The sequence below is a fragment of the Ruegeria sp. CE9 genome, assembly GCF_056537425.1.
Window position 1 is genome coordinate 186650 of sequence record NZ_JBQFRO010000002.1, and the last position, 12459, is coordinate 199108.

Sequence of the window (12459 nt, forward strand, 5' to 3'; positions counted from 1 at the left end):
GGATTTTGTGACGGCCAATTACCGGCGTTGCGACAATCAAATCCGGTTCGCCCGGGCAAAATTTCAGTGCTCTCAAAGCGAGCCTATTCACGAAAGGTGAAGTCATGAACAAGTTCAAATCCATCATCAGCGGTGTCGCGCTGTCTGTTGCAATTGCTAGCTCGGCAATGGCGGCCGGTGTTGAAATCAACGCAAGCTCGACCGGTCTGGCCATGCAGGGCTATGACCCCGTTGCCTATTTCACCGTTGGCGAGGCGACCAAAGGTGACTATCGCATCTCGACCCTGCACAACGAAGCGCTGTATCGTTTTGCATCGGAAGAAAACAAAGCCGCATTTGAAGCCAACCCAGAGGCGTATCTGCCCGCGTATGGCGGCTACTGCGCATTCGGTACCGCGATGGGCTTCAAATTCGACGGCGACCCGAACTACTGGAAAATCGTTGACAACAAGCTCTATCTGAACCTGTCGCAAGACATTCAAGAACGTTGGGAAGGCGACATTCCCGGCTTTGTTGAGCAAGCCAGCGCAAACTGGGAAAACATTGCTGACAAAGATCCGGCTGAGCTGCAGCAATAATCCGCTGACAGGACCTTATCGCATCGGCGGCAGATCGTATCTGCCGCCGATTGTTATTTGAAGGCCTCGCGCCGCAACCTATCTAGAACAAAAGAAAAGAGCCCAACCTGAAAGGGCCTGCGCCAGAACACCTGGCCAATTCACTTAGTTCGGGACAGTCAATGAAGCTCTGATCCGGCCCCGAGGCCGGGACGTAGATTGAATCATAACGCTGCCATTCGATTGGCAGCAGGTTTCGAGCGAAAGGAATGAGACGATGACAGGAAGATTGGCACTGATCACCTCGGTCGCGGTATTGACGGCGGGATCCGCCATGGCGCAATCCTCGGGCGATTGGACCGGTTTTTATGGCGGTGCGCAGTTCGGTTATGCAGACATCGATACAAACGTGTCAGGCGTCGACGGTGATGGCGCGATTGGCGGTATCATCCTGGGATATGACTATGATCTGGGCGACTGGGTTGTCGGCGGTGGCTTCGACTATGACTGGAGCGACGTCGACCTGGGCAGCGCCGCCACAGTCGAGAATGTATGGCGGCTCAAAGCGCGTGCGGGCTACAAGGTAAATCCTCAAGGACTGCTCTATGGGACTGCTGGCTATGCCGATGCCGATACGGACAATCTGGGCAGCGACGACGGCTGGTTCATCGGTGCAGGCTATGAACAGATCGTAGCCCCCAATATCAGCGTTGGCGGCGAGATTCTGTATCATGAGTTTGATGACTTCAACTCATCGGGCGTTGATGTAGACGCCACGACAGTTCAGCTGCGAGTCGCGTATCGCTTTTGACGAAATGATTGGGCCCGGCGCAGATCGCCGGGCCCGCGCCGCTAGGGTACCAGAACCGTGCTGCCCGTGGTTTGACGCGCTTCCAACGCACGATGCGCGTCTGCAACCTGATCCAGCGGGAATTCCTGATCGACGTGGATCTTGACCTCTCGCCCGTCCACTTTGCCAAACAAGCGCCGCGCCATCGCCTGACAGGTCGCATGATCCGAGATATGGGTGAACAGGGTTGGCCGCGTCACCTTCAATGATCCACGCTGCGCGAGCATACCCAGATCTACCGGTGGCACCGGACCCGAGGCATTGCCGAATGAGATCATCATGCCCAAAGGTTTCAGACAATCCAAAGATCCTTCAAACGTGTCCGCGCCGATCGAATCCATCACCACATCGACCCCTTTGCCCCCGGTGATCTCGGCGACACGTTCGACAAAGTTCTCTGTTCGATAATTGATGCAATGCGCTGCGCCATTGAACTGCGCCAAGCTGCATTTTTCATCTGTTCCAGCGGTTCCGATCAGCTTGATGCCTTCGGATTTCGCCCATTGGCAGGCGATCAGACCCACCCCGCCAGCAGCGGCGTGAAACAGCACGGTGTCGCCCCGCCGAAGCGGCGTTGTACGGTGAAACAGATATTCGACGGTCATGCCCTTTAGCATCATGGCCGCTGCCGTTCGGAACGAGATGCTTTCAGGCAGTGGGCAGACCTGCGCGGCAGGCATGACACGCGCCTCAGAATACGCCCCAGACGGGCCCGCCGCATAGGCCGCTCGTTGGCCAGGTGCGAGATGCGTCACACCTTCGCCCACGGCCTCAATCACACCGGCAGCCTCCATCCCCAATGCATGAGGCAATTCAAGCGGATAGAGGCCGGTGCGCTGATACACATCTATGAAATTCAATCCGCAAGCGTGATGGCGAATGCGCACCTCACCCGGGCCCGGATCGCCAAGCGGGCGATCTTCGATCCTCAGAACCTCTGGGCCTCCGTTTTCATGAATGACGACAGTGCGTGCTGTTTGCTGCATGAATGCCTCCTTTGCCTGTGAAGCCAAAGCTAACACGCTTGTGTGGCAGAGCAATCCTTGCGGTCTCGAAAGGGTGATCAGGCAAAACTTCGCAAGATGTGCTATAGTGCAAGCAGACGTTGTGAATGGGCAGACGTTGCCGGCTGATCCGGTCACGCGAATTGCCATGCCGGATGCATCCCGCGGCGCACCCACGCCAGAAAAGGGGATGAACATGGACAAGACAATCGGTAACCCAATTACCTGGGTCGCCCGCAATTTGCAGGCGACCAGTGATCATGTCACAGAATCAGTATCCGAGATCGGCAGTGCGGATGTCCGCGCCTTGCCAACCGTGCACACGCTGACGCTTCAGGACCTGCGCGAATGCCTGAAGGCCGGTTATACGGATTTTCTGGAAACCCGCGCGGATGCGATCTTTATCGTTCTGATTTATCCGATTGCGGGATTGCTGATGTTCGGGATCGGCTTGAACAAGGACATGGTGCCCTTGTTGGCCCCGCTGGTCATGGGCTTTGCCCTGATAGGACCGGTCGCAGCCGTTGGGCTTTATGAAATCAGCCGCAAACGGGAACAGGGTGGTGAGGTGCATTGGCTGGACGCGTTCGGCGTATTCCGCTCACCTTCCTTCGGAGCAATACTGGCACTGGGATTCTATCTGGTCATGCTGCTGCTGGTTTGGCTGATGGTCGCGCAAGGCATCTATGCACAGACACTTGGGCCCGAACCTCCAGCCTCGGCGACGGGCTTCGTAACCGAAGTCTTCACCACCGGAGCGGGGTGGAGCATGATCATCATCGGCACCGCCACCGGTTTCTTATTTGCATTGGTCGCACTGGCGCTGAGCGTGGTCAGCTTCCCACTGCTGCTGGATCGCAAAGTTGGTGTACCCGTGGCCGTTGTGACCTCAGTCCGGGTCCTGCGTCAGAACCCCGGCGTGATCCTGACATGGGGCGCGATCGTGGCCGCATTGTTGATACTGGGCGCGGTCCCGATGTTGCTGGGAATGATCGTCGTCATTCCCATTTTGGGCCACGCCACTTGGCATCTGTATCGCCGAGCGGTCGCATGACCGCCCTGACGCAGAGCTAGCCAGCGACCTTCAGAACGATTTTGCCAATATGGCCTGAGCTTTCCATACGCGTATGCGCGGCTGCGGCATCGGCCAATTCAAATTCGGAATCCATCACCGGCGCGACTTTCCCCGCCTCAAGCAGGGGCCAGACGGCCTCGCGCAGGTCCTGCGCAATGCGTGCCTTGGCCAGATCACTTTGCGGACGCAGAGTGCTGCCGGTCAGGGTCAGGCGTTTGACCATCATCAGGGCAAAGTTCAGTTCAACAACCGGGCCCTGCAGAAAGGCGATTTGGACCAGCCTTCCATCCTCGGCCAGTGTCTTGACGTTGCGCGGGATGTAATCGCCGCCGACCATGTCGAGGATCAGGTTCGCCCCACCCTCGGCGCGCATCGCGGCCACAAAATCTTCGTCACGGTAGTTGATCGCCTTTTCGGCACCCAGCTTGACGCAAGCCTCACATTTCTCAGCCGAGCCGGCGGTGGTAAAGACCCGAGCACCAAAGGCATTCGCCAGCTGAATGGCCGTTGTGCCAATCCCGCTGGAACCGCCATGTACCAGAAACCTTTCCCCCGGCTTCAAGCCACCTCGGGTGAAGACGTTAGACCAAACAGTAAAGAAGGTTTCAGGCAGACAGGCGGCTTCTTTCAAGCCCATGCCTTCAGGCACAGGCAAACAATGCGCGGCGGGCGTGGCGACATATTCTGCATAGCCGCCACCGGGCAGAAGGGCGCAGACCTGATCGCCTACGGCCACCCCTTCGACGCCTGATCCGAGCGCCAAAACTTCGCCCGACGCCTCAAGCCCCGGCAGATCGCTTGCGCCCGGAGGCGGATCGTACGCCCCTGCCCGCTGCAGCGCATCGGGGCGGTTCACGCCTGCATAGGCCACTTTGAGAACCAATTGACCCTCAGCCGGTGCCGGGACCGGGCGTTCTGCCAATTGCAAAACATCCGGGCCACCTGGTTGGGAAATCTCAACAACGCGCATCGTCTGGGTCATGGGCAGTTCTCCTTTGCCCATTGACTAACAGGCCGCCAAGCAAAGACCTAGCGACAAGTGAGGCAGACGCGTTTATTTCCCAGATGTCAGGGAACCCGGTAAGTTATCCGGCATTTTCACAGGGGCTTTGACCTGGCCTGCCAGCCAATTGGGCACGGCCAAAAACGGCTTTAGCAATGGATTGCCATTGACTTGTGCCTTGAGCTTTTCAAACTGCATCACGCCCTCGATCCGGCGATCCAGAAACTCCCATGTCGCTTGATAATCGGGGCTGTCATCTCCAAGCCAATAAAGCAGCGTAGAGGAGTAGACACCCGTCAGAGTCGCGCGCTTGGTGTACCAGTTCACATCGTCCGAGCTGTCACCCAGAGCGTTCCAAATCAAATCACAGGTGCCCCAGACCGCCTTGGCCCCATCTGCGGCATAGATTGGCAGGGCAAACAGGGTCACCCCCCGGCGCACCGCCTCTTTATCCTCGACGGCCTGAAGGCGGAAACGGACGGCAGCGGCAATCTTGTCGCGAAACTTCAGCCCGCTTAGATCCTCGGATTTGATCCGATCCAGCATCGCCTGATCACCACGCGCATGGAAGGCCAGCGCCAAATCGACAGCCCCGCGCGGGCAAATCGCGCGCGCCAGCCCCGCGTCCAGATTGCAATCCGCGATCGCGGCCCGAAAGCCGGTTTCCGACCATCCGTCAAACGGCACATGGTCCAGAATCGCGTTCAAGAGCTGTTCTTTGGTGTCTTCGTAGGTGGCGGTCATGTCAGGTCTCCGGTCTGCGGGTCCAGTACTAGACAAGTTAGGCGCGCTTTGCTATACGGCCACTTCCTGCAATTTCCTTGCAACTCTATCTAGAAAGGTGGTGACAACCACATGCAGGTTAGTGTTCGCGACAATAACGTCGATCAGGCGCTTCGTGCCCTGAAGAAAAAGCTGCAGCGCGAAGGCGTGTTCCGTGAAATGAAGCTGAAGCAACATTTCGAGAAACCGTCCGAGAAAAAAGCGCGCGAGAAAGCTGAAGCGATCCGCCGTGCCCGTAAACTGGCACGTAAGAAAGCACAGCGCGAAGGTTTGCTCTAAGAGCCTACCGCGACTCGTCCAGCTTTGGATGACACTATTTGACGACCCCCGAGGCCCCGCCCGGGGGTTTGTCGTTTCTAGGGCGGGTATTTCCGCCCGTTTCCAGCTTTAGCAACGCGGCAACCTGCCGATTTCGATGCTGCAGCCGCAGTCGGCATATTACAGCGCAGCGAATCGCCGCCCGGTTGCATTCCGCCGCCGAAAAACGCCCATGACTCTCACCCCTCTGTTCAGCGTTCGTTGATCCTCGGTAGTTGGTCTCGTCCACTCAGACATAACCAAAAACGGAGGCACTGATGTCGACAGCAAGTACGGTCGAGCGCGAAATGCTCGCGCTGATCAACCAAGAACGCACATCCCGCGGTCTTGATCCCCTACAACTTGAGAGACGACTGAACGACTCATCCGAAGACCACAGCAGCTGGATGCTGGACACCGACCGCTTTAGCCACACCGGCGAAGGTGGCTCATCCGCGACCCAACGGATGCAAGCCGCAGGATTCGATTTGTCCGGAAGCTGGCGCACTGGCGAAAACATCGCCTGGCAATCCGAGCGGGGCGCACCCGGCATCAGCGATGATGTCGCCCAACTGCACCAAAACCTGATGAACAGCCCGGGCCACCGCGCCAACATCCTGAACCCCGATTTCAAGTATATCGGCATCGGGATCGAAGAAGGCGACATGCAAGGGTACGATGCGGTCATGGTGACGCAAAACTTTGCCGCAACCCAAGGCGAGGTCATGCTCGATACGGGTAGCACCGCCCCGCCGGTCGCGCCGCCCGTTGAAGAGGTTGTCGAACCGGAAGAAGAGGTTATCGAACCGGTCGAACCCGAGGTGCCGGAAACCGATGTGACTGAGGTCGAAGAGCCAGCAGACGAAACTCCTGTCGCGGAAACGCCCGAGACGGAAGAGCCGGTAGAGGACACTCCGGAGACGGACGTCACTGAAACCGAAGAGCCAACGGACGAAACTCCCGAAACAGATGTGACCGAGACCGAGGAACCGGTTGACGAAACACCTGAAACGGATGTGACCGAGACAGAAGACCCCGTGGAAGACACGCCGGAAACAGATGTGACCGAAACCGAAGATCCGGAAACGCCTGAAACCGATGTGACCGAAGGCGAAGACCCTGAGCCGGAAACCCCGGAAACAGACGTAACCGAAGTTGAAGAACCTGAGATGCCGGATACTGACGTGGTCGACGTCGACGAGCCCGAAACTCCGGACACTGACGTCACAGATGTCGAAGACCCCGAGGCGGAAACGCCTGAAATTGTCGTTGATAATGGCGCACCGGGTGCAGACTGTTTTGACGTGCAGGCTTTCCTTGCTGGAATTGAGGCGTTTGTTAACGCACTGCAGGCCCATTTTGATCAATTCGAATGGGCACCGGTACAGCAGGCCGACATAACGTCCGAGATGGATGAAATCGATCTTGTGGTCGATACCGACATCGCTGACGACATCATCGAAACTGTCGAAACCACAGTCGAAGACATGAATGACGACATGTGTGGCATGTTTGTTTTTGAAATGAACTGCGGATTTGATTGGGCTTAATCAATCCGTTCAGGTGCGGGGGATCACTTCCCCGCACCATCCGACCACGAGGTCAGTAAATCTTGGGCACGTGTAGCTCATCCGGCAGAATCCGGCGTTCATATTCCGGGTTATAGCGCCGGTCGGGCAGGTTCACCTTTTCCTGCGGTACATCTTCATAGGGTATCTTGGTCAGCAAGTGCTCGATGCAATTGAGCCGCTCGCGCTTTTTGTCATTGCCCTCAACAATGTACCACGGTGCCTCAGAGATATTGGTGCGAAAGAACATGTCTTCCTTAGCCTTGGTATAGGCCTCCCACCGGATGCGGGATTCCAGATCCATCGGTGACAGTTTCCACTGCTTCATCGGGTCATGAATGCGCATCAGGAATCGCAATTGTTGTTCTTCGTCAGTGATCGAGAACCAGTACTTCAGCAGAATGATCCCTGACCGCACCAGCATCCGTTCGAATTCGGGAACGTCCTGGAAGAACTGTTCAACCTGATCTTCGTTGGCAAAGCCCATCACACGCTCGACACCCGCGCGGTTGTACCAGGACCGGTCGAAGAACACGATCTCCCCGGCTGCGGGCAGATGCGGCACATAGCGTTGGAAATACCACTGACTTTGTTCCCGACGGCTGGGGGCAGGCAGGGCGACCACGCGCGCAACGCGCGGATTCAAACGCTGCGTGATCCGCTTGATCACCCCACCCTTGCCAGCGCTGTCCCGACCTTCGAACAGAATGCATACCTTGGCACCTGTGTGGACCACCCAATCCTGGACCTTGATCAATTCAGCCTGCAACCGCAGAAGGTTGCGAAAATAGACCTTGCGATCCAGCAGGTCGGGGTGCTGATCCTTATAGATCTTGCGCACCTCCATCGAGAGCATCGGCTCGCTGAATTCAATCTCGAAATCCTCGTCCAGCGTGTCTTCCAGTTCGGCTTCCAGCCAGTCTTTGGGGGTGCTGTTGTTTTCGTAAGCCAAGGTCTGCTCCTTCTCATTCATCGGGTTCGGACCGTACACGGCCAGTGTAACCATAGGGTGTCAGCGCAAATTGCCTGGGTTACACATAAGGTCGGAACCACGGATTTTGACCCGGTCTGGCAGCAGATACAAGCGGTGGAATTGACGCAATGAGGCCTGCGCTGAGGCCGGTTTCAAACCGGCAGAGCCGTGGTTTTGAACACAGTACGTAAGGCAAACGAGCTTTGCATCTGTGCCACGCCGGGCAGGCGCGACAGGTATTGTCGATGAATGCGGGCAAAATCCTCAGTGTTTTCAGCTACGACCTTCAGAATATAGTCCGCCGTGCCGGCCATAAGGTGGCATTCAAGCACATCAGGTATTCGCGCAACGGCCTTTTCAAAGGCCTCCAGCACCTCTTCCGCCTGCCCCTGCAACGTGATCTCAACAAAGACGGTTGTCGGCACATTCATCTTCCGGGCATCGAGCAGTGCGACGTAGTCTTTGATATAACCTTCAGCCTCAAGCCGCTGCACGCGCCGATGGCAGGCCGAAGGGGACAGATTCGCCTGATCAGACAGTTCTGAATTCGACATCCGACCTTTTCGTTGAAGGGCGGCTAGAATCTTCCGATCCGTTGCATCAATCGTCATTTGCGCACATCCATTGCGTCAGGCTGCATTCATTTAGAATAATTTCCCGTAGAATTTCAGTTTGGCAAGTGGGGTTTCACAAAAATTGCGCTGAATAATGCCCATAATTTAGGCAGTTTATCAATGGAGTCTCACATGAAAATCGGCTGCCCCAAGGAAATCAAACCCCAGGAATTCCGCGTCGGTATGACCCCGAACGCGGCTGGCGAGGCTGTAGCCCGTGGTCACGAAGTCATCATCGAAACCGGTGCCGGGATGGGTTCGGGTTTTGATAACGACGCCTATGTCGCCGCAGGTGCTCGTATTGTCGACACCGCCGAAGAAGTGTTCGCCACCGCCGACATGATCGTCAAGGTCAAGGAACCGCAGGCGGGTGAGCGCAAGATGCTGCGCGAAGGCCAATTGCTGTTTACCTATCTGCATCTGGCACCCGATCCGGATCAAACCCACGATCTGCTGGAATCGGGTTGCACCGCAATTGCCTATGAGACTGTCACCGACGCAAATGGCGGCCTGCCCCTGTTGGCTCCGATGTCCGAAGTCGCTGGGCGTCTGGCGCCTCAAGTAGGTTCTTGGACTTTGCAGAAAGCCAATGGCGGTCGTGGCGTACTGATGGGCGGTGTTCCGGGTGTTGGCCCGGCCAAGGTGATCGTCATCGGCGGCGGTGTTGTTGGTACACATGCCGCGAAAATCGCGGCGGGAATGGGCGCGGATGTCACCGTGCTGGATCGCTCGCTGCCGCGTCTGCGCTATTTGGACGATGTGTTCGGCGGTACGTTCAAGAACCAATACTCGACTGCTGGTGCCACAGCTGAGCTGATTCAGGATGCCGATCTGGTGATCGGTGCGGTACTCATTCCGGGTGCAGCTGCTCCAAAGTTGATCTCGCGCGAACAGCTATCCACCATGAAGCCCGGTGCGGCATTGGTAGACGTTGCGATCGACCAGGGTGGTTGCTTCGAGACCTCGAAGGCAACAACGCACGCCGATCCAATCTATGAGGTGGATGGTGTCATGCACTACTGCGTCGCCAACATGCCGGGTGCCGTCGCACGCACCTCGACCATCGCATTGGGCAACGCGACGATGCCGTTTATGCTGTCGCTGGCGGACAAGGGCTGGAAACAGGCGTGTCAGGACGATCCGCACCTGCTGGCCGGTCTGAACGTCCACGCCGGACAACTGACCTATTATGCCGTTGGCAAAGCTTTGGGCATCGATGTGGTCGCTCCGGGTGTTGTGGTCAAATCATAAACGCTCCCGCCCTTGAAAGCGCTCTTTAGCGAGAGCGCTTTACAGCGTTGGGCCGGGCGCCGCGCCTTCGGCGCAGCGCGGTTGTGCCACAGCTCAGAACAAAAGCGCCGCGCATGATGCGCGGCGCTGAGCCCAACCGGAGGAGGGCATTTCCAATGCCCGCGCGACGGGCGGGAGACCCTAGCCTTCCTTGTGGATTTCCACAGAATGCGGATAGGGGATCGAAACACCCTTGGCATCAAACGCTTCTTTGATCGCTTTGGTAAGCTCGAATTTCACGTCCCAGTAATCAGCAGCCGCACACCATAGGCGCGCAGTCAGATCGACCGAGCTGTCACCCAGATTGGTCACACGCACCCAAGGTTCAGGGTCACCCATGATACGGTTATCAGCTTTGGCCACGTCCAGAATGATGCCCATTGCCTCGTCGGCGCTGTCGCCATAGTCGATCCCAAACACCAAATCCACGCGGCGCGTGTCATGCGCTGAATAGTTGGTGATCACCGAGCCCCAGGCCTGACCATTGGGCACGATGATCTGCACGTTGTCAGGCGTGACCAATTCCGTTGTGAAAAGGTTTAGGTCTTTCACCGTACCGGCCGTCCCGCCGATATCGACATATTGCCCCAGCTTATAAGGCCGGAACACCACCAACATCACACCCGCAGCAAGATCGCTGAGCGTCCCTTGCAAAGCCAAACCAATGGCCAATGATGCAGCACCCAAAATGGCAACGATGCTGGTCGCCTCGATCCCGAAAATGCCGAGCACTGCGACGAACACGATCGCCAGCAGAACCCATTTTACGAGGCTCGCTACAAAATTCCCCAAAGTCGGATCGATATGCGGCGTCGCGTTGATGCGCCGCCTCACCAGCCCACTGATGGCTCTGGCTACGATCCAACCCAATATCAGAACGATCAACGCCTTGATCGCGCTCATGATCAGCGGCGCAAATGCACCCACCTGTGTTACGACGTCTTCCACGCGCATCTCCTTTGCAACAATAGCAAACCCGCGCCTCTGGCGCGGGATCATTGAAAAGTCTGGGCTAATTTTGCCTCCAGGTCTAGGTGCGGGATTCCTGAGTTTTCCCCCTGCTGTTCCTCAGCAAACATCGACTGAACAATCATGCACAGTTGCGGGTCTTACAAATTCGTCTCAAGTTCCCAAATTGACTGCACCACTACGATCTCAGGAGCCCCTCATGCTGGACGAAATCCAATTCCCGATCACGACCAAATGGTCCCCGCAGTTTCCCGAGCGGATTCAGCTGTATTCGTTCCCCACACCGAACGGCGTTAAGGTTTCGATCGCGCTTGAGGAAATCGGCCTGCCGTATGAGGCGCACAAAGTTACCCTGGCAGATGCAGATGTCAAAAGCCCCGAGTTTCTTTCTCTGAACCCGAATAACAAGATTCCCGCGATCATTGATCCTAACGGACCCGACGGATCTCCGCTTGCTCTGTTCGAAAGCGGGGCGATCCTTCTGTATCTGGCTGAGAAAAGCGGCAAATTGCTCGGTGAGTCCGTGGCCGACAAGCATCGGGTCACCCAATGGGTCATGTTCCAGATGGGGGGTCTAGGGCCGATGTTCGGCCAGCTGGGATATTTCCACAAATTCGCAGGGGCCGATATTGAAGACCCCCGTCCGCGTGAGCGTTACGTGTCTGAGGCCAAAAGACTGCTCGGTGTTCTGGACAAGCAATTGGATGGCCAAGACTGGGTTGCTGGTGACTTTTCGATCGCAGATATCGCAATCGCTCCGTGGCTGCGGGGCCTGGACTTTTACGGTGTCAAGGATGTTGTGGCTTGGGACAGCTTTAGCAACGTGACTGAATATCTCGACAGATTCCTTGAGCGGCCCGCCGTGCAACGCGGACTGAACATCCCATCGCGGGACTAAGCGATGTTGAAGGTGCGGCGAGCCCCAAACACGCCGCACCCGTCCTGCATATCACCCGGGCAACGACCCGGTGAGCACGTACTTTAGAATCTCAACCACCTGAGAAGGTTCCTCAGCCACAGCAAGGGCTGCGGCGTCCACTTCTTTCAGTGCGTGCTGGTGGTCAGGCCCGTGCAGAACAATAATCGATTTACCCAGCGCCGCTGCATAGCCTGCGTCAAAGGCCGCATTCCACTGCTTGTATTTCTCGCCAAATCGTACAACCACAACATCTGCGTCTGATATCCCCTTGCGGGTCCGGATCGCGTTTACCATCGCGCCTTTATGGTCATGCCAGTACTTGTTCGGCTCAGACCCAAGTATCGCGACCCCGCAGTCATCCGATGCGCCATGTTCGGTGACCGGGCTGCTGAATGTCACATCCAACCCTTGCGCCCCGTCGATGATCTGTTCACGCCAGTCCGTGTGGATTTCTCCGGATAGATAGACCTTTAGGCCCATTGCACCCTCCGCTGTTGCTTCTGGTGCTACTTAAGCCTCAAACGGGCAAGTCCCAATCAGAAAGTGTGAGTTTCTGT

At 56.9% G+C, this 12459-nt stretch carries 14 protein-coding genes; 7 read left to right on the plus strand and 7 right to left on the minus strand.

All coding sequences use genetic code 11. The annotated features are described in order from the left end of the window. The first annotated feature begins 104 nt into the window (after positions 1–104). Both ACR0B3_RS05465 and ACR0B3_RS05470 read left to right on the plus strand, forming a co-directional pair. Entirely contained in the window at positions 105–578 is a 474-nt protein-coding gene (locus tag ACR0B3_RS05465; protein WP_170685228.1) for a YHS domain-containing (seleno)protein, read from the plus strand. A gap of 256 nt (positions 579–834) precedes the next feature. Further along, positions 835–1368 (plus strand): porin family protein, encoded by a 534-nt coding sequence (locus ACR0B3_RS05470; RefSeq protein ID WP_170722254.1) that lies wholly within the window; start codon positions 835–837, stop codon positions 1366–1368. Between the two features lie 41 nt (positions 1369–1409). Here the strand turns inward: ACR0B3_RS05470 and ACR0B3_RS05475 are convergent, their stop codons facing one another. After that, complete coding sequence (locus ACR0B3_RS05475; RefSeq protein WP_480808185.1) at positions 1410–2393, minus strand: quinone oxidoreductase family protein; 984 nt, start codon at positions 2391–2393, stop codon at positions 1410–1412. A gap of 214 nt (positions 2394–2607) precedes the next feature. Between ACR0B3_RS05475 and ACR0B3_RS05480 the strand changes: the two genes are divergently transcribed. After that, entirely contained in the window at positions 2608–3465 is an 858-nt protein-coding gene (locus ACR0B3_RS05480) for a DUF2189 domain-containing protein (RefSeq protein ID WP_480808186.1), read from the plus strand. A gap of 16 nt (positions 3466–3481) precedes the next feature. On the opposite strand, the gene ACR0B3_RS05485 is transcribed toward ACR0B3_RS05480, so the two are convergent. After that, positions 3482–4468, minus strand: a complete 987-nt coding sequence (locus tag ACR0B3_RS05485) for an NAD(P)H-quinone oxidoreductase (RefSeq protein ID WP_480808187.1) — start codon at positions 4466–4468, stop codon at positions 3482–3484. A 72-nt stretch (positions 4469–4540) separates the two neighbouring features. After that, positions 4541–5233, minus strand: coding sequence for a COQ9 family protein (locus ACR0B3_RS05490; protein ID WP_480808188.1), 693 nt, complete (start codon positions 5231–5233; stop codon positions 4541–4543). 111 nt (positions 5234–5344) lie between these two features. Between ACR0B3_RS05490 and rpsU the strand changes: the two genes are divergently transcribed. Together rpsU and ACR0B3_RS05500 are read left to right on the plus strand one after the other, a co-directional pair. Beyond that, positions 5345–5551, plus strand: a complete 207-nt coding sequence (rpsU, locus tag ACR0B3_RS05495) for a 30S ribosomal protein S21 (RefSeq protein WP_005614280.1) — start codon at positions 5345–5347, stop codon at positions 5549–5551. Between the two features lie 296 nt (positions 5552–5847). Further along, entirely contained in the window at positions 5848–7119 is a 1272-nt protein-coding gene (locus tag ACR0B3_RS05500) for a CAP domain-containing protein (protein ID WP_480808189.1), read from the plus strand. Positions 7120–7171: 52 nt separating this feature from the next. Here ACR0B3_RS05500 and ppk2 read toward each other — a convergent pair whose 3' ends face one another. Both ppk2 and ACR0B3_RS05510 read right to left on the minus strand, forming a co-directional pair. Continuing rightward, entirely contained in the window at positions 7172–8110 is a 939-nt protein-coding gene (gene ppk2, locus ACR0B3_RS05505) for a polyphosphate kinase 2 (RefSeq protein WP_170685428.1), read from the minus strand. A 152-nt stretch (positions 8111–8262) separates the two neighbouring features. Continuing rightward, positions 8263–8721, minus strand: a complete 459-nt coding sequence (locus tag ACR0B3_RS05510; RefSeq protein ID WP_170685221.1) for an Lrp/AsnC family transcriptional regulator — start codon at positions 8719–8721, stop codon at positions 8263–8265. 135 nt (positions 8722–8856) lie between these two features. On the opposite strand from ACR0B3_RS05510, the gene ald reads away from it, so the two are divergent. Beyond that, on the plus strand, positions 8857–9975 hold the full coding sequence (gene ald, locus ACR0B3_RS05515) for an alanine dehydrogenase (protein ID WP_480808190.1): 1119 nt from the start codon (positions 8857–8859) through the stop codon (positions 9973–9975). A gap of 180 nt (positions 9976–10155) precedes the next feature. Here ald and ACR0B3_RS05520 read toward each other — a convergent pair whose 3' ends face one another. After that, on the minus strand, positions 10156–10962 hold the full coding sequence (locus tag ACR0B3_RS05520; protein WP_480808191.1) for a mechanosensitive ion channel family protein: 807 nt from the start codon (positions 10960–10962) through the stop codon (positions 10156–10158). 220 nt (positions 10963–11182) lie between these two features. Here ACR0B3_RS05520 and ACR0B3_RS05525 point away from each other — a divergent pair, with 220 nt between their 5' ends. Beyond that, complete coding sequence (locus ACR0B3_RS05525; protein WP_480808192.1) at positions 11183–11881, plus strand: glutathione S-transferase family protein; 699 nt, start codon at positions 11183–11185, stop codon at positions 11879–11881. 51 nt (positions 11882–11932) lie between these two features. Here ACR0B3_RS05525 and ACR0B3_RS05530 read toward each other — a convergent pair whose 3' ends face one another. Next, positions 11933–12382, minus strand: coding sequence for a YtoQ family protein (locus tag ACR0B3_RS05530; protein ID WP_480808193.1), 450 nt, complete (start codon positions 12380–12382; stop codon positions 11933–11935). Positions 12383–12459: the final 77 nt, after the last annotated feature.

What these genes read in the sequence shown, in the direction of transcription:
- ACR0B3_RS05465 (WP_170685228.1), top strand. Translation starts at nt 105, where the DNA reads ATGAACAAGTTCAAATCCATCATCAGCGGTGTCGCGCTGTCTGTTGCA.
- ACR0B3_RS05525 (WP_480808192.1), top strand. Translation starts at nt 11,183, where the DNA reads ATGCTGGACGAAATCCAATTCCCGATCACGACCAAATGGTCCCCGCAG.
- ppk2 (WP_170685428.1), bottom strand. Translation starts at nt 8,110, where the DNA reads ATGAATGAGAAGGAGCAGACCTTGGCTTACGAAAACAACAGCACCCCC.
- rpsU (WP_005614280.1), top strand. Translation starts at nt 5,345, where the DNA reads ATGCAGGTTAGTGTTCGCGACAATAACGTCGATCAGGCGCTTCGTGCC.
- ACR0B3_RS05510 (WP_170685221.1), bottom strand. Translation starts at nt 8,721, where the DNA reads ATGACGATTGATGCAACGGATCGGAAGATTCTAGCCGCCCTTCAACGA.
- ACR0B3_RS05490 (WP_480808188.1), bottom strand. Translation starts at nt 5,233, where the DNA reads ATGACCGCCACCTACGAAGACACCAAAGAACAGCTCTTGAACGCGATT.
- ald (WP_480808190.1), top strand. Translation starts at nt 8,857, where the DNA reads ATGAAAATCGGCTGCCCCAAGGAAATCAAACCCCAGGAATTCCGCGTC.
- ACR0B3_RS05470 (WP_170722254.1), top strand. Translation starts at nt 835, where the DNA reads ATGACAGGAAGATTGGCACTGATCACCTCGGTCGCGGTATTGACGGCG.
- ACR0B3_RS05485 (WP_480808187.1), bottom strand. Translation starts at nt 4,468, where the DNA reads ATGACCCAGACGATGCGCGTTGTTGAGATTTCCCAACCAGGTGGCCCG.
- ACR0B3_RS05480 (WP_480808186.1), top strand. Translation starts at nt 2,608, where the DNA reads ATGGACAAGACAATCGGTAACCCAATTACCTGGGTCGCCCGCAATTTG.
- ACR0B3_RS05530 (WP_480808193.1), bottom strand. Translation starts at nt 12,382, where the DNA reads ATGGGCCTAAAGGTCTATCTATCCGGAGAAATCCACACGGACTGGCGT.
- ACR0B3_RS05475 (WP_480808185.1), bottom strand. Translation starts at nt 2,393, where the DNA reads ATGCAGCAAACAGCACGCACTGTCGTCATTCATGAAAACGGAGGCCCA.
- ACR0B3_RS05500 (WP_480808189.1), top strand. Translation starts at nt 5,848, where the DNA reads ATGTCGACAGCAAGTACGGTCGAGCGCGAAATGCTCGCGCTGATCAAC.